Source organism: Niastella sp. sgz303648 (genome assembly GCF_059587045.1).
Window position 1 is genome coordinate 991,682 of the sequence record NZ_JCAPSW010000001.1, and the last position, 24,328, is coordinate 1,016,009.

Here is a 24,328-nt window from a genome sequence, read left to right on the forward strand (position 1 = left end):
ACAATTGTGCAAAATGATAATATGAAGAAGGCACAAGTCCCAGGGTACAAGGCACAAGTCCTGAGATTCGGTCTGTTTGATTACAGGCAACCTGTTCAACGTTAAACGACTGTGCCTTGAGTTTTGTGCCTTGTGCCTTAATTATGCACCCAGGCAACTATTCGCAACGGGCCGCCGCTGCCGTTCTTTATTTTCATAGGCAGCGCCACTATATACGCCCCTGTAACAGGCAACTGGCTAAGATTGGCTACATTTTCAAACGCCGGAATATCTTTTGCCAGCAGTGTCTGATGCGTTTTGAAATCTTTCGATTGGCCATAATCAATGCTTGGCGTATCTAACCCAACCGCTTTTACTTTTCGTTGTGTGGTTAACCACTCCGCAGCAGCCGGATCGATTCCCGGAAAATGCAAATGAGGAATAGCACCTGCTCCTTTTTCATCGGTACCGAAATATTTTTTTGCATCCGGATAATACGCTCCATATCCGGTTCGAAATAATACAATGGCATGGTCGGGAATTTTGCCATGATCCTTTTCCCAGTTTTCAATATCCTGAACCGATATCAGGTAATCGGCATTCTTTAAAGCCTGTTCCGATACATCGATCACCACGGCCTCACCGGTTAAATGTTCAAGCGGCACCTGATCGGTAGTTTGATGGCCCTGCGCAAAATGCACCGGCGCATCGAGGTGAGTACCGCCATGTTCGGGAGCCGAAAATGCATTGGATGCATAATAAAAACCGCCCGGCGTAACGCCGTTCGCCTGTGTGTCGAGTTTAAACCCTGTGGGGTTATTGGGCCAGTATAATGTACTATCGCTGAAACTATAGGTGAGATCGATCCATTTGCCTGATGCAAAAAATTTTGCTGCAGTATCATCCTGCTTTGAAGGTTTGCAACCGGCAATTATCATCAGCGGCGAAATTAATAGAATGCATGTTCTCATGGCAATATATTAAGCAGGAAAAGATACAAAAAAGGGGCGGAAAGAAGGAAATCACAATAACGTCATTATTACGCATTTCAATAGCCTTGCTCCAATATTAATGTCACCTGTATAAAGCTTTTTCGGTACAATACAATAATGGCTAAGGTATAGCAACTTAAGGCTAACGTTAAGGATAACCCACAGATAACCCAGAGATAAGCCACATATAAGCCACATCTTTAAAGGTGTAACTTATATCTTGCTTTTATGTTTTTTATATGTAAATTATTCCTATATTTACTACGTCAGTTCCCTATCGTTGCCATTATTCCTACCCGTTATACCCCCTACAGGTGAATACTTCAAGGTTATAGCTCCCATTAGTCAGCACGCATGAATGCATTGTAAATGCATTTAATTTTCAAACCCGTAAAACAATTGATCATGGCTAAGCAACATGACTTCAATGGATTTGTTGGTCCCGTGGGCCCTGTTTCTGTATATAAAATGCGGGGGCACGATGGGCTGGTTATGCGGACAAAGGGTGGTGCGGACAAAAAGCAAATAAAAAATTCTCCCAAATTTGAGTTAACCCGAAAGAACAATGCGGAGTTCGGTGGCTGTTCAAAAGCCGGAAAATGGATACGGAAGAAGCTCCAGGCACTAAAGGTGGTAACTGATTATAATATTTCAGGTCCGTTAAACGCCCTGATGAAACATATCCTGCAACTGGATACCGGCAATGAATGGGGCCGGCGAAGCATTTTGTTGTCGCGCAACCCGCGGCTGCTGGAAGGGTTTAACTTTAACCGAAAAACTCCATTTGATACGATCATTCAAAACCCGGTTCGCTATACACTGTTGAAAGATGAAGTAAATGCATCCATTGATATCCCGGCTATAATACCGGGCCTTAATTTTAGTGTGCCAGGCAATTTTTCGCAATACCGGTTTATTGTAATACTGTGCAGTATTCCCGACTTTCATTGTGGCGACCCGGAGTACCTTCCATACAACCTTAACGATGTTGTAGAGGCATATGGGGATACTTTATCCTGCACTGATGCATACTCAGACTGGTATCCGGTAACGAACGGCTCTCCCACCATTAAATTCGAATTACAACTTGAAGAAAAGCCCCCGATTCTATCCTACAGCCTGATGCTGGCAATAGGTATTTCTTTTGGCGTAATGCGCGGCGAAAACATTGAACCTGTGAAATATGTTGGCGGCGCAAAGATTTTGGGAATGACGTAAATGCTGAACGCTGAATGCTGAACGCTGAACGCTTAATGCTTAACGCTAAATACTCCTGCGTTCTGAGTTCTGAGTTTTGCATTTTGCTTTCTACGTAAATGCTGAACGCTGAATGCTGAACGCTGAACGCTTAAAGCTTAACGCTAAATACTCCTGCGTTCTGAGTTTTGAGTTCTGAGTTTTGCGTTTTGCATTCTGCGTTCTGCGTTTTGCGTTCTGCGTTTTGCGTTCCTACTTCCCTTCCCCTGCCCCGGAACCCTGCAACCTGTGCCCCTGACCTTGTAACCTGTGCCTTCTTCCTTGTATCTTCCAAGGGTGCAGCAATACATGGATATATTGAATAATCGACCTCTTCCGGCTTCCGACTTCTGACTTCAGACTTCAGTATATTTGCGCCATGGATTATTTCAAAAGCCTGCAGGATCTGCTCAGGACCGAACGTGAAGAAGACCGGCAATTGTACCAGAAGCTGACCCAAACCACTTCTGTATCAGAGCGTAGGGCCAACGGACTCACCTGGTACCCCATCGCCATCCGCGATACCGAGCTGGGCCGCGGCGATTACCTGACCGTTGAAGTTGAACGCACCACCCACAACGATATCATACACCAGTTTCGCTTCGGCATGCCTGCCGTTTTGTTCTCAAACCATGATGCCGAAACCAATAAAATTGAAGGCACCATTTCGCATGTGAGCGGTAACAAATTGAAAATCACCCTGCGAACCGATGAGCTGCCCGACTGGGCGCGCGATGGCAAACTGGGTATCGATTTACTGTTTGATGAAAACAGCTACGACGAAATGCAACAGGCCCTGAAACTGGCTTCTTCATGGGCTGAAAAAAAAGAAGAAGGAAAATTGATAAGAATTTTAACCGGCGTACCAGAAGCCGTACCACGGTTTGATACTTCGACTACGCTCAGTACCCTGACCCCGCCCGATCCTTCGACTTCGCTCAGGACAGCGCGGCTCAATGCATCGCAACAGGCAGCCGTAAATAAAATATTAAGCGCCAATGACCTGGCCATTGTGCATGGCCCGCCGGGTACCGGCAAAACCACAACCCTCGTTCAGGCGATAAAAGCCATAATCAATCGCGACCGGCAACAAATTCTGGTGGTAGCGCCCAGCAACACGGCGGTTGACCTGCTGAGCGAAAAATTGTCCGATGAAGGATTGAATGTATTGCGCATAGGAAATCCCGCCCGTGTTTCGGAAAGATTATTATCGCTTACGCTCGATTTTAAAATGACGGAGCACAGCCATATGAAAGAGATCAGGCGGCTGAAGAAACAGGCGTCGGCTTTTATGGATATGGCGCATAAGTATAAACGCCATTTCGGCAAAGCCGAACGCGACCAGCGCAAGGCCCTGTTTGCCGAAGCGCGCAACATCATGAAAGAGGTTGATAATTCAGAACAATATATCTCAGGCGACCTGATCAGTAAAGCGCAGGTGATTACCGCTACGCTGGTTGGCGCCAACCATTACACCATCCGCAACCTGAAATTCAATACCGTTGTAATAGATGAAGCGGCGCAGGCACTGGAACCTGCCTGCTGGATACCTATTCTGAAAGCACAAAAAGTAATTCTGGCCGGCGACCATTGCCAGTTGCCGCCAACAGTTAAAAGTGCTGAAGCCGCCAAAAACGGGCTGGCCACTACCCTGCTTGAGAAATGCGTAGCGCTGCATCCTGAATCAGTTGTTTTGCTTGAAGAACAGTACCGCATGAACGAAATGATCATGGGCTATTCGTCGAGCACTTTTTATGGCGACAAATTAAAAGCGCATGCCTCTGTTGCCTCGCATGTGTTATTTTCAGAAGATAATCCGCTTGTATTTGTAGATACCGCCGGTTGTGGGTTTGATGAAAAAACCGAACGCACCAGCACCTATAATCCCGAAGAAGCCGCCTTTTTGTTCAAACATTTAACGCAGCTGGTGTCGGCGCTCGACGATCATTATCAGCCGAATAATTTTCCAAGCATTGCAATCATATCGCCCTACAAACAGCAGATAGATGTGCTGAAAGAACAATTCCTCAGCGCTCCTGCCCTGCAGCCCTATGAACATAAAATTGCCATCAATACCATCGACAGTTTTCAGGGGCAGGAACGCGATATTGTTTACATCAGCATGACAAGAAGCAACGCTGAAAACAAGATTGGCTTTTTGTCAGACATACGACGTATGAATGTGGCCATGACGCGTGCCCGCAAAAAGCTGGTAGTTATTGGTGACAGCGCCACCCTGTCGCAGTTGCCCTTTTACGAAAACTTTATCACCTGGGCGCAGGACAGAAATGCGTATGTGAGCGCATGGGAATTTGCTTAACTACAAACTTTCAAGATATCGTTTGGCCTGCATATTGTACAGGTAAGCGTATTGCTTTTCAAGGTGCATCAGCTCTTTATGCGATCCGTATTCAATGATGCGGCCCTTTTCGAGCAGGATTATTTTATCGGCATTTTTAACGGTGCTGAACCTATGGGTGATCAAAATAACCGTTTTACCCTGCATATTTTTTTCGAGGGTACTGAATATTTTTTCCTCTGTTACAGCATCGATAGAAGCCGTTGGTTCATCTAAAATAGTTACTGCGGCATTGCGGTAAAACATGCGTGCCACTGCAAGCCGCTGGTGCTGTCCTTTTGATAAATCAACACCTCCTGCAAACTCCTTCCATATCAACTGATCGTAGTCTTTGATAAATTCATCAGCTCCCGAAAACCGGGCTGCCTGCTGTAATCTTTCTTCTTTACTCATTCCATTTTGACCGGCATCTGATAATCTTCCCACACCTATCGATTCGCGGATGGTTAAATTATAAACAGGAAAATCCTGAAACAGGATGCCCAGCGCACTTTGCCAGTCTTCGAGATGAATATCTTTTAAATTCACTCCGTTAATTAAAATATTTCCTTCGGTAGGATCATAAATGCGGCAAAGCAGTTTGATGAGTGTTGTTTTGCCTGAACCATTTACGCCAACGATTGCCACTTTTTCGCCCGGTTTAATACTAAATGAAAGGTCCTTCAGTACAAAGGGATTTTCTGTTTCCTCACCGGGATAGCGAAATGAAACGTTTTGAAATTCAATGAACGGCGGCTCGGCAAAATCAATGCGCGCAGCATTTTCATTTGAAGTGATTTTCGGTTGCATTTCGAATAATTCGAACCAGCGTGCGGCATAACGCGAAGCTTCTTCGGCAACTGAAACAGATTCAATATAACCGTTTATGGTTTGATAGAACCGGGTGTATGTGGTGAAGGCCAGCAGCAATCCGCCTACCGCAATATGACCGGCAATAGCTTCCTTAGTCATGAGCGCAATGGCAGCAAACAAAAACAGCAAATACCACAGGCTCATAACACTGTATGAAATAGCTTTTTTTCTTTCAGCCTGAATGATCTTTTTATTGAAGGTCAGCTTTTTGTCTTTGATCTGATCTTTTAACCAGCTTTGCAGTTTTAATAAAATAACGTCTACTGCTTTTTGCAGATCTTCAAAATGCGACATGCGGTTGTTGATAACGCGATGATCATTGATAGACAAATACCGGATGCGAAAAACTTCCATGCTATACTTCTTATAAAAAAAGTATACGGGAGCGGCCGCCAGCACGGCAAACCCTACCAGCCATTTGTTGAGCGACCACAGAATACCAATGGATGTTATAATACCGGCAAAATTGGTAGCAGAGTTGAAAATAAAATCCTGCAAATTCAGTACACTTCCACTACCCCACTCCTGCGCACTGCGCAACAAATTCTGGTACGAGCTGCTTTCAATGGTGCCTATATCAAGCCGGCCCTGCCGTTCGATTTTATACAGATCCAGCTGAACGGCCTGTTGCATTCGGAATATCATGCGGTAATGCGATACGATATTGCCAACAAAAAGCGGTATCAGAAATGCTAATCCTAATATAACTGAAGACCATATGAGGCTATTGGTATTGCTTGTACCCTGTTTGATCTTTATAATTTCATCAACAATAGAAGCAAAGCTGGTGAACTGAAGATACACTACCGATCCCTGAAAAACATTAAATACTATCAGCAGCAATAACAACCGGCGATTGGTTTGCCAGGCAAATGCAATTGATTTGACGGCAATGGTAAACATATTCCTGTAATTTTTCATGCTTTGTATTTTCCCCAACTAAAATTACCTAATAATTCAGCACGACACGATTAAATCACGGTGGGCTTGTTGCAGAATGCTTTAACTTCAAAAAGCAAATTTGTCATTCATGCCATTAACACATTCATCGATATTACAAAATGCCAACCCGCAACAGCTTGAACAGGCAGCGGCACACAATCATCGTGAATTATTTTGTTCGAATGCAATGGCCCAGGGCGGAAACATTCAAACGAAGGATGGTTTACAATGGACTTTTGCACCTTCAACCGGTGAAGCAATGATCGGTTTTCCCTGCATGACTGAAGAACAGGCCGGTGCGCTGTTAGATGAAATGATGAACTGGTATCGCCTGCATGCTGCCAAAAATATTGGCTGCTGGTCGCTTCAGCCGCCGCAACCGGCCGGTTTAGAGGTACGATTACTGGCGCGGGGCTTTCAGCCAGGCTGGCAGCCCTGCTGGATGGCCCTCGATCTTGAAACAATACAAACAGGTTATGCGGTACCGGCAAACCTGCAGGTATATGCTGATAATAACACCTCTACACATCAAATAAATGACCTTCCCTATGCCGGCGACAATGGCGCTATATCAACTGCCTTCATGCAGCAACATCCCGAAAAAGTGCAACGTTTTATTGCAGTACTCGATGGCAACATAGTAGCACAAAGTGCCGTGCATTTTACCACCGGCGCCTATGGCGCTGCGGGTATTTATAATGTAGGCGTTATTCCACAGGTTCGTGAACAGGGCATCGGCAAAGCGGTAGTTACAGCTGCCTGTCAGTACGCCAAAGAACAGGGCTACCGGTATGCAGTTTTAAATGCAACCGGTAAAAACATGTATGAGCAAATCGGATTTCAGTTTATCGGGTATGGACTTACATGTTGGCTTATGAATGACCGTTATATCACCCATCCGCCTTCGGCCGAACTGATTCAGCTGGCAGAAGCAACAGGATCAGGCCATATTCATATACTGAATGATCTTAATAAATTATTCACGCCGCACGATGTAAACACACCCCTCAACAACGGTATGACGCTGATACAGCTGGCTGTTCATTGCAACCAACCGGTTTCGGCAAAATGGCTGATTGAAAAGGGCGCCACCTGCACGGTGCTGGATGCCTGGGACCTGGGTTGGAAAGATAAGGCTGCTGCAATACTATCAGAACAACCGAACGAAGTGAACCACCGGTATGGCAGCCATCAGCTAACGCTGTTGCATAAGGCTGCAGAAAGGAACGATGCAGCCCTTGCCAGGTTAGCCATGCAGGCCAATCCCGACCTCACCATAAAAGACGCCATATATAAAGGTACCGCGTTAGACTGGGCCAACCACCTGAACAGGCCAACCATAAGAGCTATTATAGAAAAAGCGCTTTAACAAATTTTATTTGGAACATTCATTCCAAACACCCTACCTTTATACCGGAATGATCGTTCCGATATAAATTTTACTTAAACTAACACAATCATGAATCGTTTACAAAATAAGACTGCCCTTATTACGGGCGGCAACAGTGGTATTGGCTTTGCTACAGCAAAAGAATTTCTTGAACAGGGTGCAACGGTGATCATTACCGGCCGCAACCAGGCCGCGCTTGATCAGGCGAAAAAGAATCTCGGAGGCAACGTTCATGCGATTCTTTCCAACACATCCAGCATGAGCGATGTTCGTAACCTGGCACAACAGGTGCAATTGATCACGCCCCGCCTTGATATTGTATTCATCAACGCCGGCATTGGCAAATTTGCTCCTATTGAAGCAGTTACCGAAGATCATTTTGATGATCAATTTAATATTAATATAAAGGGCGCCTACTTCACTATTAAGGAGTTGCTACCTGTTGTTAATGATGGCGGATCTATCATTCTCAATACGTCTACCGCCGCGCATATGGGTATGGCTCATACTTCTGTTTATTCTGCCACCAAAGCAGCACTGAGCAGTTTAGCCCGTACATTATCGGCAGAATTATTGCCCCGCAAAATTCGGGTGAATGCCATAAGCCCCGGCCCAGTTAAAACCCCCATACTCGGAAAAATGGGTATACCAGCTGAACAAGTAGATGTAATGGCGGCCGCCATCCAAAGCAAAGTTCCGCTGGGCCGCTTTGGTGAACCCGAAGAAATTGCAAAGATTGCCACCTTCTTCGCATCGGATGACTCAACTTTTGTTTTGGGCTCAGATCTGATAGCCGGCGGCGGCATGGTTACATTGTAAAATTTAAGGTAATTTTGGAACAAAGATTCCAAAAATCCACAATGCCAAAGACAAAACAATTCGACGAAGCAGAAGTACTGAAAAAAGCAAAAGAAGTTTTTTGTGAAAAAGGATATAACGGTACTTCTATGGACGACCTGGTACAGGCAACCGGTTTAAGCCGTTCGAGCATTTATGATACGTTCGGCGATAAACATGGTTTGTTCCTTAAAACGCTTAATCAATACCGCTGTAACGAGCAGGGCGAATTGAATCAGTTGCTTTCAAAAACCGATGACCCTAAAAAGAAGATCCGGATCATTTTTGATTATACGGTAAAGACTATTCTGGCCGATAAAGAAAGAAGAGGGTGTTTGCTCATAAATGTAAGCATGGAGCTTAACACGGTTGATAAAGAGGTGGCTGATATTGCCTGTGAAAATATGGAAGAAATGGAACAATTGTTCTATTCATGGGTAAAGGAAGGGCAGGCAAAAGGCGAAATTACCAAAAAGTTTACACCAAAAGCACTGGCCAGGCATCTGTTCAATACTATGACGGGGCTGCGCATGACCGGCAGAAATCGCCCCGACGCCGATGCGCTTCGTGAAATTGTTAAAATTACGTTGTCGATATTAGACGATTAACGCTAAATGCAGAACGCTGAACGCTCAGGCGTTCTGCGTTCAGCATTATGGGTTACGCGTTCGTGCGGCTTTCTTCGCAGCCTGTGAACGTTTACGCGGCCCCTTTGTAGCAGCAGCTTTACGTGCGGCCGCAGAACGAACAGATGCGCCTCTTTTTCGGGCGGCTGTGCGGGCCTGTTTTGAAAGGGCGCTATGCGAAACAGTGTTTGTCGGTTCCTGCTTTAACGCACGTACTCTTGCCCGTGACCTTTTGCGTGAAACCGGTTTATGTTCATGGCCTCTTTCCAAAGCGCTTTCGGCGCTTTTACGCGATTTTTCAGATACAGTACCTTTTTTGGGTGGTTTCAGGTTTACACCTGCTCGTCTGGCCTCATTTAACCCAATGGCAATGGCCTGTTTGGCCGACCGTGCGCCATGTTCACCCTTACGGATCTTTTCTATTTCATCATGCACAAACTCACCAGCCTGTGTAGAAGGCGATTTTCCCTGACGCGCATCGCGTTGGGCCCGCCTGATGGTTTTCTTTTCCGGCATAACAAGTTTTTTATAACAACGATACAATTGATGTGCCAGCTGGCCAACAAGCAATGGGCAATTGGCAATAGGCAATTGGCAATTAACAATTGGCAAACTTAAATGACAGGCGTGTTGCTTATTGCGTATTGTCTATTGTCTATTGTCTATTGCTTATTGCCTATTGCTTATTGTTACTTCTTTTCTCTTCCTGCTCCCGGCTCTTTTTTTCTTCGGCTTTGGTGTTGCGGGGCGATTTGAATATTATTTTTCCAATGGGCGGCATGGTATCGCCCAGTAAAAGCCCCCATGGTTTTAGTGGCGTAACCCTGTCGAATATCACTTTTAGAATTGCAGTAAGCGGTATCGATAAAAACATTCCCGCTATACCCCATATTGCGCCGCCGATAAAAACAACGATTATTGAAATAAGCGCATTGATGCGCACTTTCGACGCAACTATTTTAGGCACGATGTAATGGTTGTCGATAAACTGAACGGTCATATACAAAATCAACACCCATAAAATATAAACAGGCGGTTTGGTAGTAAGCGTTATTATTAACGGTAAAACAATGGCTACTATTCCACCTATATAGGGAATAATATTTAATATGGCGCCTATTATTCCCAATAAAATGGCATAATCAATACCCAGCAGCAGTAAACCGGCGCCATTTAAAGTTGCCACAATAGCCGCTTCGAGCAACAATCCTACCAGATAACTTTGAATAAGCGTTTTGGTTTCATATAACACTTCACCCACTGCTTCATGGCTTTCTTTTTTGAATAGCCGCGCAAAAAACTCAAGCAACAGCGATTTATAAAACAGGAACATAAAAACATACACCGGAATCAAAAACACCAGCTTTAGTATGTTAGTCATGGTAATAAGGGTTTCACCTAATATGGCTGCAGAAGCATTCAACTGTCCGGTTTCGGTGCTTACGACCCAGGCATCTACCTTAGCCTTGTTAATGTTAAACGTTTTGGCGATCCAGCGGCTTATATGCTCTAAAAACATGTTCAGTTTATGTTGTAAAACCGGCAGGGTATCGCCAAACTGCAGTGATTGGTTAATGACGAAATAAATGAGTCCCCCCGCCACCACTAACATCAATAATACAGCTATGAATATGGAAAGCACCCGGTTAATATTATGCTTACACAACCAGTTCACCAGCGGATTTAACAAAATAGCGAGAATGGCTGCATAAATAACAGGCAAAATAATGGAGCTTCCGATATAGAGAATATAGAACAATATAAATAAGCCCAGTATGCTCTGCGCTGCTACAATTACAAAAGGTGTTTTATTGTTGGTGTTCATATGAAAGGGCGACTATACCCTCCCTGTTTAATACAATTAATAAGCCACGGTATCCGATCTGTACCTGTAAACCACTGTACAGGTATGATTTTTATAGTCAAAACGCTGAACGCACAACGCGAAACGCGGAACGCAAAATGCAAAACGCAGAACGCAAAACGCGAAACGCGATACGCCTAAACAGGGGAAATTTAGCGTTAAGCATTAAGCGTTCAGCGTTTAGCGCAAAAGTGTGATAAACGCGAAACGCAAAACGCAAAACGCCTAAACAGGGAGATTTTGCATTTAGCGTTAAGCCTTAAGCGTTCAGCGTTCAGCGTTTTCAGCGTAGATTTGCACGAATGATACAGGATAAACTTTTACTGATTTTATCGCTGCTGTTTGTTATCAGTATATTAACGATGATAAGCAGTAAACTGAAAATAGCCTATCCTATTTTTCTGGTAATCGGCGGACTGCTCATCAGCCTTATCCCCGGCATTCCCCAAATTTCATTGCAACCCGATCTGGTATTTCTCATATTTCTACCCCCGCTGTTATATGCTGCTGCCTGGAATACTTCATGGAACGATTTCTGGAAGTTTAAAAGGCCTATCAGCCTGCTGGGATTCGGTTTGGTTATTTTCACTTCCGCAGCAGTGGCCTTTACCGCAACCTGGCTGATACCCGGTTTTCCGCTTGCTGCAGGTTTTCTGCTGGGAGGCATTATTTCGCCGCCCGATGCAGTGGCAGCAACCACCGTGTTACAAGGCTTAAAAGTTCCGAAACGGGTGGTTACCATTCTCGAAGGAGAAAGTTTGGTGAACGATGCAGCGAGCCTTATCGTTTTCAGGTTTGCACTGGCAGCTGTACTTACGGGTGAGTTCAGTTTTATGTCGGCTGCAAAAAGTTTTTTTGTGGTGGCCGGCATGGGTATTTTAATTGGTTTGGCCATTGCCCATGTGGTATATGCCATACACCGTTTTTTTCCCACCACCCCTTCTATCGACGCCGCGTTTACATTAATATCGCCTTATGTTATGTACATCACCGCCGAGCATTTTCATGTATCGGGAGTGCTGGCAGTAGTAAGCGGTGGTTTGTTCCTCACGTTCCGCTCACCTGATATTTTCAGCTACGAAACCCGTTTACAGGTAGTAGCAGTATGGGATACCCTGATCTTTTTACTAAACGGATTTGTATTTATTCTGATAGGCCTGCAATTGCCGGCTATTATAAACGGCATGGAAAACTTTTCGGTAAGCGAAGGCATTTTATACGGCGTTATCATCAGTATAGTGACCATAGTGATCCGCATCATTTGGGTTTTTCCGGGCGCCTATATTCCCAGAAAATTGTTTAAAAGCATACGCACCACCGAACCCAACCCGGGATGGAGGAATGTACTGCTGATCGGCTGGAGCGGCATGCGCGGTGTGGTATCGCTGGCTTCGGCGCTGGCCGTACCGCTTACCTTATTGAACGGATCAGCATTTCCGCACCGGAATATTATTTTATTTATCACGTTTGTAGTGATACTGGTAACGCTGGTGTTGCAGGGCCTGAGTTTGAAGAGTTTTATACGGTTGCTGAAGATCAGTACCAATGAAAAAGATTCAGAAGAACAACAGGCGCTCGCTTTGCGTTTGAAGCTGGCCGAAAAGGTATTGGCGCATATCGACAACAATTACCAGCAGGAACTGGAAAACAATGAAACCTACAAACGGGTAAGAGACCGCTACAAAAGAATGATTGCCATTACGCAAAAAAAGCTGGAGGCCGAAGAAGCCATCGACGACGAAAATTCATTTTTACCGCATTACCGCAAAATGTTGCTTGAAATAATAGAAGTGCGCCGTCGCGAGCTCAACCACCTGCGTCGCACCAAAGCCTTTAGCGAAGAACTGATCCGCGACCGTGAATGGGAGCTGGATCTGGAAGAGGCGCGGTTGAGAAGTTAAGAAACAAGGCTCAAGGCTCAAGGTACAAGTCGTTCAACATTGAACAGGCTGTATCTGATTATACAGATCGAATTTCAAGACTTGTGCCTTGTGCTATATTACTTATCAAAAATCACTTTTACGCAACAGCCCTTACCGGGAGCGGTTTGAATGTCAACCTTGCCGTTGAACACATCGGCACGATTGATAATATTGCTTAAGCCGATGCCTCTTCTTTTTACAGCAGGATCAAAACCTTTGCCGTTATCGGTGATGGTAAGCACCAGCTTTCTGCTTTCTTCTTCTAAAGTGATATCAACAATCGATGCATTGGCATACTTCAATATATTATTAACCTGCTCCTGTACAATACGGTATATGGTAAGCCGTAAACCATTATCCAGCGTCGATTCGTCGATACCACCATGATTGAAGCGTGCATCAATTTTTTGCATCATCTTTATATCGTACATAAGATCATCGATGGTTTCAATAATGCCCAGGTCGGCCGCACTGGGCGATACCAGCGATTTAGATAACTTTCTGATCTCTTCTATGGCCATGTGAATATGGTCCACTGCCTTATTTACAAATACTTCCTTTTCGCTGCCTTCAATAAACGGCGACGACAGAAAAAGTTTAGCAGATGCGAGTATCTGGTTTACATTGTCGTGCAGCTCCTTGCCTATTTCAGATCTTTCTTTTTCCTGGGTATTGATGGTAGCCCGTGCAATCTGGCGCTGGCGATTCACTTTTTCTTCCATCAACTGTCTTTCGAGCCTTATTCTTTCTGTAATATTTCTGCAAAAAACACTCACGCCAAACTGATTTTTTTTCTTATCAAATACCGGGTTCATTGAAATATCAAAATATATGGCCTCATTATATTCCCCGTTATTAATGGTAAAATGGTCTTCAAAGGTCACTCTTTGGCCCTGTAAGGCCCGGTTATACCAGGGCAACCGTTTTTCATTATACTGCATCCATATATTCATAATGTTCAAACCCCGGTCGATTTTCAGCCCCACCCGGGCGGCCATTTTTTTTGCAGCCGAATTAAAGGTGAGCAGGTTGCCATGCATATCGGTCGAGAACAGAATGTCGGGTATATTTTCAATAGCGGCGATCATATCGGCTTCCTGTTGCCGCAACTGATCTTCAGCCAGCTTTTGACTGGTAATATCATGCGCCACCCCGATGTATTTTTCAGGCTCACCGAAGCGGTCCCTGATCAGTTGTCCCTGCGAACGAATAATACGCATGGCGCCACCCGGCTGAATGATCCTTCGTTCAAATTCAAAATCGCCTTTTCCATCAAAGCTGCGCTTCAGGGCCACTGCCACGTGTTCGTGATCATCGGGATGCGTGATGGATAATTGCCGTTCTAGCGTAGGCTCTACCTCACCCGGTTGCCAGCCGTAAATACGGTATAATTCATCAGACCATATACTTTTACCAGTTTTCAAATCGGTTTCCCAGCTCCCGAGCATGGCCAGCCGCTCGGCCTGTTGCAACAACCGCTGATTGCGAATGATAGTTTCTTCATTTTTCTTACGTTCGGTACTGTCGATGCCAATGGCAAAATAGCCGGTGAGCTTTCCGTTTTTATCAAACTGCGGTTGTGCCTGCATGGTAACCCAGATTTTTTTACCTGATTTACTGTACAGAAAAAATTCGCTTTCGAAGGTGCGTCCTACTCTTTTACTTTCCAGTAAACGTTGTATGGCGGAAGGATCAGTTTCCTTGCCATACAAAAAATCTTCGGGCCTTTTGCCCACCGCTTCTTTAAAGCTATATTCCGTAATACGGGTAAATGCTGCATTTACCCATTGTATTCTTCTGTCAAGATCGGTTATTACAATAGGGCTAAGCGTTTCACGTGCTATATGCGATAGCTTTCTCACTTCTTCTTCAGCCTTCTTTTTTTCTGAAATATCAAACAGAATGGTGCTCATTCTGTCTTCACCGTTCAGATCTTTGAAATAAACCGATGAAAATTCGCAGGGAAAATGCGTACCATCTTTTTTGATACCAATAAGCTCGCCCTGTGTAAATCCTTTTGTTTTGCGTTCATTCAACAATGCCATTAATTCTTCGGTCTGATATAAAACTCCCTGCCGGCCCAGCTTTATAAACTCCTCTTCGGTATAGCCAAACAGTTCGCAGGCTTTTGTATTGACTTCCAGTATGGCCCCATCGGGCTTGCCTAAAAAAAAGGCGTATAAACTGCTGTTGGCAATGGCCCTGTACTTGGCCTGTCCCAGGTAAATCTGTTCTTCCGATTCCTTATGCAACGTAATATCCTGGAAGGTTCCAAACAGTTTAATGGTTTTATTTAATTTTCGTTCGGTTCTGCCAATTGCTCTTATCCATTTGGTTCTGTTATTGGCCGTTGTAAAGCATTTAAATTCCAGATTGAATGGCTGGCCATCTTCGATCGACTGCTGCATTGCCAGCCTGAACTGTTTAAAGGAATCATTGCCAAAAAACGAAAGCATATCATTCCATGTGATCACTTTATCGTTCGGAATATCGAATAACTTATACAATCCTTCCGTACACGAAAGCTGGTTGGTTTGCATATCAAGCTGCCAGCCGCCGATGCCGGTTGCCAGCTCGGTTTCTTCGAGCAGGTTCTTATACTTTTTGGTTTCCGATATATCTATTACTGATATAAGCAGGCAGCGGGTGCCATTGGAGCGGTTTACAACATATGTGTAAGCATATACCGGGAATACATGACCGTCTTTTCGCTGCGCCACATATTCGCCGGCAAATTGAAACTGGTCAACGCTGTGGATGATTTGATAAAATATCTGCAGAAAAGATTTTTTTTGTTCATGCGGCACAATGGTTAAAAAATGATGCCCGATCAATTCTTCCCGGGTATATCCCATCATCTGGCAATAGGCTTCATTTACTTCGGAATAACGCGCATTTTCGTCAATAACAGCCAGACTAAAATTTACCGCATGAAAAACCGAAGACAACAACGGTTCTGTTGTATCGTATATTAAAAGGTCTGTTACGGGGTGTGTGCTCATTACTAAATTTTTACTAATGCTTATTCACAGGCTTAGCAGGGTATTGGGTCAATTAAATTCATAGCATTCAGTAATAATAACCGGGAAAACGGCATGGGAATATCGGAAAGGACGAGGTACACGGAAGGTATATGCTCATTGGGCATGAATTGCCTTTTCCTGTAACAGGTGAAGTATTGATTAGTGAATAGGGCCGACAATCAAGTTACGATTTTTTTTAATACCCGGAAAGCCGGAAAGAATAAGTTTTTCTGCTATCCGGAAGGGCTCCCGCTCCCTGCAGGCTGGCGCTCTGTAAAACACAAAAGGTTGACTTTCACGGCAGAAAAGATTATTAAAACAAAACGGACAAGCCACCTGTAATGACCTGTCCGCTTTTGTTTAAACCCATATGGAGTTAAACTTATGAATCTATTTATTTACCAATTTCAGCCGCTTTTATTTTTCCGAAATCATCGGCCAGCTGGTTTAACTGTTGTGTTGAAATGGTCCTTCGCCCCTGATCAATCACCACTCTGTAAGCAAAACGTACCGTTTCGCCTTTTTTCAATTGCAGATTTTTTGCCGATTTACCATTGGTGAATATTTTTTCACCCAGCGGGTTGGCTGCAAATAATCCGTATCCCCGCGCATGCCAGAAAGTGGGATAATTGATATTCTCAGGATGATCGATGATGCTGATGCTGATAGAATCGTTTTTGATCTTACCAAACATTTTGCACCATACCGCCCGGGTGCTCCAGGCGCTGTCGCCTTCCTTGCCTGCACTGGTGATGTAATTGCCGTTTTCAACAATATTGGGATTGGCCTTTACAACTGTTACAATGCCTTTGTCGTCGGTAAACAGCTGATCTTTTTTGTTGGGTATTTGCAGCTCGCGCGCTACACGAATGCCCAGCAATCCGTCTTTGGCATCGGTAAACGTTACATCGGTTTTGGCTTTCAGCAGCGTTACCCGGTCGATGATGCGTTGATTTTCGGTACCGCTGAATTCAAAGGTGGTGGTTTCTTCAAGCAATACATCGTTTTGCTGATTCGTCCAGTTGGCATGATACGACAATATGCCTTTTTCGCCATCTTTTGTTTTCAGAATGCGATCGGTTTTGATCCATCCGTACTGGCTCTTTTTTGCGGCAGGGATGGCAAAGGAATTATTCCAGAAATCTAACCCGTTTACATTTTCAAAATTGAACCATAACCCAAGGTGGTGCGGGTGATCGGTTGGTTCACCGGGCAAGGGATTGATGGGGTAACCTCTGGTAACCATGGTACCATTGGCTGCATAAATAGGATACAACACCGGTTTTGCCAGTGTATCGGGAAATATAAAACGCGTAAACAGTTTTGAACCGATTGTTACATCGATGGTGGTTTGATCTTTTTGTTTTTCAAACTTTACCATTTCTTTTTGCTGCGCCACCGATGCTGTTGAACAAGCCAGACCGATGGTGCAAATACTGAAGAATTTGTGATGAAGTTTCATAGATGCTTATTAAAAGTTACCGGTTACCTGTTTCCGGGACCCGGGAACCGGTAACCGGTACCTGGTAACTAATATTTAAATGCCTTTCCTCCTGCCATCACTTCCTGCGTTTTTTCATCAAAGGTGGCTTTCATACCGGTGCGAACGGCAGCATTGGTCATGATGGTGGCAATGGAGTGACTGTAGCCTGCTTCAACCGGCGCATTGGGTTGTTTGCGGCTGCGGATACATTCCATCCAGTTGCGTACATGGTTGCTGGTTAGTTTATCGCCGCCTGTATTGGCAGAAGCTATTACCGGCTCAGCCTGTGATAAGCTTTGCTCGGGCAACAGGTTTTCCTTCATGCCCATTTCATCGGCAAAATGTTTGGTCAATCCGCCTTTAGGCGATACCGTATTGGTAATAAGATTTAATTCACCGCCATTGGAGAAATAAACTTCCGACGGGCGTTCATCGCCATTGTGCATGCGCGAAGCAAACACAACCTGAAAACCTGTTGAAAGGTCATCAACCGGACCGTAATCAAAAACGGCGGTAATGGTATCCCAGTTCTTTCTTCCATCCTTCCACATGTAAATACCACCATTGGCTACCACGCTGCGCGGATGTTGAATACCGCTGAACCAATGCACCGTATCGATCTGATGGCTCATCCATTGGCCCGGCAAACCCGATGAATAAGGCCAGAACAGGCGATACTCGAGGTATTTACGCGGATCGAATGGTTCGTACGGGCGGTTCATGATATAGCGCTTCCAGTCGGTATCTTCTTCTTTTATCTGCTGCAGTAAAGCAGGCCGGCGCCAACGACCGGGCTGGTTTACGTTCCAGGTTAATTCAACCATTGTAATGGGACCGAACTTACCTGATTTTATAAAATCATTGGCGGCATGATAGTTTGAACCGCTTCTGCGCTGCGAACCGATCTGTACTATGCGGTCGGTAGCCTTTATGGCTTTTAAGGCAGCGCGGTTATCTTCCATGGTTTCGGCAAATGGTTTTTCAACATAAGCATCGCAACCGGCCTTTACGGCTTCGATGGCATGCAGTGCATGTTGAAAATCGGCCGTGCTGATGAATACTGCATCTACCAGTTTCTGGCTATACAGCTCCTCGTTATTACGACAGGCAACAATATCGTGGCCCATTTTTTCTTTCCATTGGGCAGCGCCTTCTTCCCTTCTTTTTTTCCAGATATCCGATACGGCCACCACATCGAAATTCAATTCTTTGTAATGATTCATAAAACAAGGCATGTGCGAGCTGCGGTGGCGGTCCGAAAAACCAACTACCCCAACCCGTACCCTGTCGTTAGCCCCTATTATTCTTCTGTAACTTTGTGCAGTGAAAGAGAATCCCGCTTTTGCAGCTAAAATACCAGCTCCGGCCATTGTTGTTTGCTGAATAAACCGGCGTCGAGAATTTTTCATAACGGCAATATTAAGGTTGATTGTTTGAAAGGCCTTAAAATTAAGGAGAACATAATCAATTTCAACATTAAAATAAAGGTGGCATATATTAATTAATTTTTGGGTAGAATTAGTGAATGGTCAATGGTGAATGGTCAATAGGGGCAGTAACCGAATTTTGAAGTAATAGTTTTTGGTACCAGGCTATTGAATTACAATTTGGCATCCGTTGCGTCGCACTCTTTAGCGTTCAAAACGCTGCTGAGCCAGACGTTGCAGGCACAACCGCTGCCTCATCCGCAACAGGTTGTATATAATCGGCATTTCCGAAGCACGGCAATATTGACCATTGACCATTCACCATTGGCCACTACTGCCATTGCAAGGCAAAATATTCCAGTTGTCCTTTACCTGCGTTTCTGATATTATGCCGGATGCCGGATGCGAAGAATATGAGATCACCGGCGGTTGCTTTGTACAAGGCTTCGCCGATCTGCACCTGGGCATTGCCTTTTCTGATTAATAATATTTCTTCCTGCGGATGTTTGTGCGGGTTATGACTTATCTGTTCTTCGTTAAGTGTTGTAACATGCAATTCCATTTTCTGAAACAGGGCGGTGAACCGGTCGAACACTTCTCTTCTTTCGCCTTTTTCATTTTCTTCAAGCGGCCACATATCCCAGTCGCCTATAAAAGAGCCGCCTGACTGATTGCCACGATCGGCATTAGCCGACGACCTTGTTTTAAATCGCAACGCATAATAAGTAGTAAGCACTTTACCGGTATTTTCGAAATAGCGTTGTTCGCCCGGAAGTACCAGGGCTACGCCCCCGGGGCCAATTATTTTAGTATTGCCTTTAATTGTAACTTTTAAATTTCCTTCTTTTACAATGATCAGTTCTTCAGCATCGACCCATGAAAAGGGCGGGTATGGCGATTTGCCGGGATCAAGTTCGGTAGCATGAATTTCCAGTTCATCGAGATTGGTGGTTGGCCCAAGCACAAACTGTACGCGGTAGCTGCTGGAGTCTTTATCCACCATCAGATTGTTCCATTCAAACACTTTCGAGCGCACTGTATCTCGTTGGGCATTAGCACAAAAGCATGTAAAAATGGCAATCGTAAATAAGATTCGTCTCATGGCGTAAATATACTATAAAGAGTTTCAGGTGTCAAGTATAGATGACAAGTATCAGCGATAAGTTGCATTGTGAAAACACAAGGTATAAGGTTCAGGGCACAAGGTATGAATTATAAGGGGTTAAGAGTAAACTATGAAATGTAGCTTTATGATTGTGGTCAATATTGTTAACCCGGCTGTTGTCGTATTTTTCGCAGCAATTATCCGGGTAAACACCAGCATTTTTGACGAAATATCCCTCTTTCATGCGGGTTTCAGCCGGTGACCGGGTCGTGTACCCGGCGCTGAAGCGGCCTGCAGCCGCATTTTCCCTATACCTGATTCGCTTCTTACACCCAAAAATGTGGTACAAAAAAAACTGACAGGCCAAAGCCGTTTGGCTTCAACCCGTCAGAAAAAAGGAAAGGCAAATTTTTATTTCTTCAATATCGTTTTCATTGTACTCTTTCCATTATACGCCAGCTTTACGAGGTAGGTACCCGAAGACAGCTGATGCGCATCAAAATCGCGACGATGATAACCTGATGGCAGATCGTTCGAATTAAGATGTTATTCCTGTACCGTTACTTTTATACTTTTCGTTTCACTACCAATGGTAATTCTTGCCACATACACTCCGGCCGGTTTATTCGAAGTGTTCCAGTACGCCCTTTGTTCGCCGGTTTGTTGATGGGCATTGATGATCTCCTCTGCCTGTCCGTTGATGTTGTACAGTACAATGCGTACCAGTTCAGGTTTTGATAATGAATACCTGATAGTGGCCTGTTTGCCGGCTACGGGATTGGGAAATATCCTGATGTTGTAATTGCCGGAAGCTTCTGTAGTTTCAGCAACAGCTTCACGTGCCTCTGTAGCGGCAGTAGACGAAGGCGCAGTGCCATCTCTGAACGAACGCACGTTGCGCCATTTAACAACGGCTTCACCGGTAGTGAGGGTGCCGTAATTACCGTATTTGTGATAATTGGTTACCGATTCATTGTCGGCTATCTCGGCTTTTTTAACACCATTGATGTAAATAATGATCTTGTTGCCTACATTTTCCTGCAAATGAATAACGTTTACGCGCACTTCTTTTCCGTATACATTGGTAGCCAGGGTTTGACCTCCTCCGCGTATCGATCCGCCGCTGGCTGCATAACCACGTATCATCAGTTGTGTGGCGCCTGAGGTGCTGCCGAAAATCTGCATCAGGCTTTCGTCGTTCAGCGGCGCATAAAAAGTAACATAGCCTTCAAACTGGCGGCTGCCTGTTGAATATTCGTTCTGCAACCTGATCTCAGAACGGTTGGTGCGGTTATCGAGCAGGCGAAAGGTTTCCGATTCATTGCTGCCGTTGTAGCTGTAATCGGCGCAAATGGGATCGCAAACCGATTTATAGGAGGTCCAGCTGAATATTTGCAAACCATCTTCATTATCGAGATGGATCTTTTTTGTGGGAGAATATTGTACCCAGCCGCTGCCAAGCTGTGCGTGGGTAATGGAGCTGAAAGCTGATAATACAATAAGTGTGAATAGCACAGAAAATTCCCTGTGCCATTGGCTGGTAAATTTGGATTTCATAAAAGTGTTTTTAAGGTTAGCGTTATGTTTGTTTGTAGTTTGAGGTTCGTAGTTTGTAGTTGCTGCCAACAAATGTTTCGGGTTTGTGGTTGCTGCCGCGATTTAGACATTCTCAGTAAATCAAGCACCTAAACAGTTTTACAGATCCACTACTACTGAGTATGATTCACCGAAAGAACCACAAACTACAAACCTCAAACTATAAACTGTTCTCGCCTTTATTCTTTCAATAAAGTTTTCATTATATTCTTTCCATTTTGAACAAGCTTCAACAAATAAGCACCGGCCGGCAATCGTTGCGAATCAAAATCTGTTCGATGATAGCCTGCGGGTAAATTTTTATTTACCAGCACAGCTACCTGTTTGCCGGTCATATCGTATACGCTCAGGTACGCATGCCCCTGTTTTTCGATAAAGAAGGTGATGGTACTGGTTGTATGAAACGGATTGGGAAAACCGGTCAGCGCTTCTTTGGGAGCCAGGCTTTCTTCCATCATACGGGCTGCGATACTTGCACTGGTTTGTATTTTAACTTCGGTATAACTATTCCAGGCATTTACGCTGTTGCCATGGCCTGTAATGCGCACATATTTTGCCGTGCGGCCCGTAAACGTAAACGTTTCAAGGTTAAGCGAAGTGCCGCTGCTTACCAAACCACTGGCGGCTGTGGTAAAGTTTACACCGTCGGTGCTGGTCAGTACATCGAAAGTTGAAGTGCGTGTATTGCCATTGTAAAAAGCGATCTGCACACCGGTAACCGTTGAAGCGCTGCTCAAACAGAACTGTATCCATTGCCCGTCGCCGCTGGCCGACCAGCGTGTATTGAGATCATTATCCAGTACATTGGCAGGCACATTGCCGTCATCGCCGCTGGCGATTACAGGCTGACAGGCTGATGGATCGCTTCCATTATATCCTACCATTGAAACTGACAATATTTGCGCAATCACAGGCGCGGTAGAAACTTCATCGGCGCCCACATCAAGGGGCGATGTGCGTGATTGTCCGTCCATATCGGTGGTAACAGCCGAATAAGTGCCGGTAGCGGTATTGATTGCCGGACTGCCCGATTGCAAATGAAAAGTGCCGGTGGCATCGCGTGCCAGCAAAGGATTTACATTGCGATAGCCCGATGACGGCATAGAACCGGCGCCACTGGTATTATAAATGATGTTTCCCGACCATACGCCACCGGTATATGGCCCGGCAATAGAAGCGGCCGCTCCCCCGCCCTGTACAATGTTGTTGGCCACTGTAATATCGGTGGCGCCCAATCCGTCGGTGCGGCTGGCCTGGGTAATGTTCGATGTATTATTCACCAATGTATTAAATGCAACAAGCACTCTGTCGGGACGATCGTGTACCGTTAGAGCATCGCCATCGGCCACTTCGCCATCGCCATTACCGATATTGATGGCAGGATCACAATTTTCGAAGTGATTACTGAATATCACGTGGTCATCGCCAAATATGCGGATGCCGGGTGTATTGATGAAATAGTTTCCATATACCACATTATGGTTGCCATGCCGCAACGTGAATTGCGCGGGGCAATTGCGAATGGTATTATATCGTATTGTTACTGCAGAGGATTTTACAGATATCAATTCATTTTCGCCTTCGCATTCTTCGAACAGATTGTACTCAACAATGCTGTTGCTCGAAGAAAGGCTGTACCCGCTTAAACCGAACTGCACTGTTTCGGCGCCGTTACCGGTTTGCGGCTGCTGATCTAAAAAATAATTGTGATGAATATGCAGGCGTTGCGCAATCTGGCTGCCCGATCCGCGTACGGCAATAAACCGGCCGAGCGCATTCTTATGCTGAAACGTATTGTAATCCACTTCGTGGTCATTACCATTCAGCAGCAGGTTCTCGCCTTCGCCGGGAGTTTGAAAAATATTGCGGGTCCACCGGCAAAAACTGGTGCCGCTTGCCATGGTAGCCTGTGAAGCGCTGTGTGTGAACTTGAATCCTTTGATGATAATGTACTTAGCCGGACTAACAATACTAAAACCGTTCGATCCCGTGATCTCGGCGCCGGCAATGGTTTGCGCCTGAATGGTGATGGGTTGTGTTGCGGTACCCTGTTTGTTAATCGTGATATCGGCGCTGGCGGTATACACGCCGTTGGTGAGAATGATCACATCGCCGGGCGATGCATTATTGATGGCCGTTTGCAGGGCCGACAAAGATGAAACAGTAATGGTTGCTCCGAGCATCGTGGCGGGAGCTACAAAAAGCATTAAAAGCAAAAGGTAGATTTTGTTGTTCATTGTTTTTTGCGTTATTGTTAATGATGAAAAATCTGGGCGGAAGGACCAGACTAGGCAAAAAGATCATTGTCATCAGGCGTTTTTCCTGATGCGAATTAAAGAGGGGGGAATAAATGATGTACAGATCAATACATAGCACACCGTATGCAAAACGGTATGTTAAGAAGGTATGCATTAATCTAAAAAACGGTAGCTATACTTTACTGCCAATCCCTGGGAACGGATTACCAAGAAAATGCCAGGGGAATTTTTTAAACACACAAATCGCACCGCAATTACAAATGGGGAAAAATAAAAAGGAATAGCAGAGTCAATGGAAATATTAAGCTTTAGTAATAGGAGTACACGTTGCCGATATACACCGGCGGATTTTCTTTTTTCATATGACAGTTTATTTGGTTAATCGTTAGTGAACATGAAGTAACAACTTTATTGCACTGCATGAATACCTGTAATTA

Annotated in this window: 17 protein-coding genes; 6 read left to right on the forward strand and 11 right to left on the reverse strand. The window is 44.8% G+C overall.

Annotated features, from left to right (window positions below):
• Positions 1–137 precede the first annotated feature (137 nt).
• Positions 138–950, reverse strand: a complete 813-nt coding sequence (locus tag AC59IL_RS03405) for a cyclase family protein (protein WP_496550673.1) — start codon at positions 948–950, stop codon at positions 138–140.
• A 426-nt stretch (positions 951–1,376) separates the two neighbouring features.
• Between AC59IL_RS03405 and AC59IL_RS03410 the strand changes: the two genes are divergently transcribed.
• Both AC59IL_RS03410 and AC59IL_RS03415 read left to right on the forward strand, forming a co-directional pair.
• A complete protein-coding gene (locus AC59IL_RS03410) occupies positions 1,377–2,189 on the forward strand; it encodes a hypothetical protein (protein WP_496550674.1) in 813 nt (270 codons plus the stop codon).
• A gap of 397 nt (positions 2,190–2,586) precedes the next feature.
• On the forward strand, positions 2,587–4,527 hold the full coding sequence (locus tag AC59IL_RS03415) for an AAA domain-containing protein (RefSeq protein WP_496550675.1): 1,941 nt from the start codon (positions 2,587–2,589) through the stop codon (positions 4,525–4,527).
• Here AC59IL_RS03415 and AC59IL_RS03420 read toward each other — a convergent pair whose 3' ends face one another.
• Positions 4,528–6,339, reverse strand: a complete 1,812-nt coding sequence (locus AC59IL_RS03420; RefSeq protein WP_496550676.1) for an ABC transporter ATP-binding protein — start codon at positions 6,337–6,339, stop codon at positions 4,528–4,530.
• Positions 6,340–6,448: 109 nt separating this feature from the next.
• Here AC59IL_RS03420 and AC59IL_RS03425 point away from each other — a divergent pair, with 109 nt between their 5' ends.
• From AC59IL_RS03425 to AC59IL_RS03435, 3 genes are all read left to right on the forward strand, one after another.
• Entirely contained in the window at positions 6,449–7,729 is a 1,281-nt protein-coding gene (locus AC59IL_RS03425; RefSeq protein WP_496550677.1) for a GNAT family N-acetyltransferase, read from the forward strand.
• Positions 7,730–7,819: 90 nt separating this feature from the next.
• On the forward strand, positions 7,820–8,569 hold the full coding sequence (locus tag AC59IL_RS03430) for an SDR family oxidoreductase (RefSeq protein WP_496550678.1): 750 nt from the start codon (positions 7,820–7,822) through the stop codon (positions 8,567–8,569).
• A gap of 41 nt (positions 8,570–8,610) precedes the next feature.
• On the forward strand, positions 8,611–9,195 hold the full coding sequence (locus AC59IL_RS03435; protein WP_496550679.1) for a TetR/AcrR family transcriptional regulator: 585 nt from the start codon (positions 8,611–8,613) through the stop codon (positions 9,193–9,195).
• Positions 9,196–9,240: 45 nt separating this feature from the next.
• On the opposite strand, the gene AC59IL_RS03440 is transcribed toward AC59IL_RS03435, so the two are convergent.
• A complete protein-coding gene (locus AC59IL_RS03440; protein ID WP_496550680.1) occupies positions 9,241–9,729 on the reverse strand; it encodes a DUF6496 domain-containing protein in 489 nt (162 codons plus the stop codon).
• Positions 9,730–9,889: 160 nt separating this feature from the next.
• The gene (locus AC59IL_RS03445) at positions 9,890–11,038 is read right to left on the reverse strand and encodes an AI-2E family transporter (protein ID WP_496550681.1); all 1,149 of its coding nucleotides are present in this window, start codon (positions 11,036–11,038) and stop codon (positions 9,890–9,892) included.
• A gap of 341 nt (positions 11,039–11,379) precedes the next feature.
• Between AC59IL_RS03445 and AC59IL_RS03450 the strand changes: the two genes are divergently transcribed.
• Positions 11,380–12,978, forward strand: coding sequence for a Na+/H+ antiporter (locus AC59IL_RS03450; protein WP_496550682.1), 1,599 nt, complete (start codon positions 11,380–11,382; stop codon positions 12,976–12,978).
• 98 nt (positions 12,979–13,076) lie between these two features.
• Here AC59IL_RS03450 and AC59IL_RS03455 read toward each other — a convergent pair whose 3' ends face one another.
• The 7 genes from AC59IL_RS03455 to AC59IL_RS03485 all read right to left on the reverse strand — a co-directional run bounded on the left by AC59IL_RS03455 (position 13,077) and on the right by AC59IL_RS03485 (position 23,870).
• Positions 13,077–16,001, reverse strand: a complete 2,925-nt coding sequence (locus tag AC59IL_RS03455; RefSeq protein WP_496550683.1) for a sensor histidine kinase — start codon at positions 15,999–16,001, stop codon at positions 13,077–13,079.
• A gap of 415 nt (positions 16,002–16,416) precedes the next feature.
• A complete protein-coding gene (locus AC59IL_RS03460) occupies positions 16,417–17,484 on the reverse strand; it encodes a DUF6807 domain-containing protein (RefSeq protein WP_496550684.1) in 1,068 nt (355 codons plus the stop codon).
• Positions 17,485–17,552: 68 nt separating this feature from the next.
• Positions 17,553–18,914 carry a Gfo/Idh/MocA family protein gene (locus tag AC59IL_RS03465; protein WP_496550685.1) on the reverse strand — a complete coding sequence of 454 codons (1,362 nt, stop codon included), beginning with the start codon at positions 18,912–18,914 and terminating at the stop codon, positions 17,553–17,555.
• A gap of 349 nt (positions 18,915–19,263) precedes the next feature.
• Positions 19,264–20,034, reverse strand: coding sequence for a cupin domain-containing protein (locus tag AC59IL_RS03470; protein ID WP_496550686.1), 771 nt, complete (start codon positions 20,032–20,034; stop codon positions 19,264–19,266).
• A gap of 414 nt (positions 20,035–20,448) precedes the next feature.
• Positions 20,449–20,565, reverse strand: a complete 117-nt coding sequence (locus tag AC59IL_RS03475) for a T9SS type A sorting domain-containing protein (RefSeq protein WP_496550929.1) — start codon at positions 20,563–20,565, stop codon at positions 20,449–20,451.
• Between the two features lie 18 nt (positions 20,566–20,583).
• Positions 20,584–21,594 carry a T9SS type A sorting domain-containing protein gene (locus tag AC59IL_RS03480; RefSeq protein WP_496550687.1) on the reverse strand — a complete coding sequence of 337 codons (1,011 nt, stop codon included), beginning with the start codon at positions 21,592–21,594 and terminating at the stop codon, positions 20,584–20,586.
• A 218-nt stretch (positions 21,595–21,812) separates the two neighbouring features.
• The gene (locus AC59IL_RS03485) at positions 21,813–23,870 is read right to left on the reverse strand and encodes a chondroitinase-B domain-containing protein (RefSeq protein WP_496550688.1); all 2,058 of its coding nucleotides are present in this window, start codon (positions 23,868–23,870) and stop codon (positions 21,813–21,815) included.
• Between the last annotated feature and the right edge of the window lie 458 nt (positions 23,871–24,328).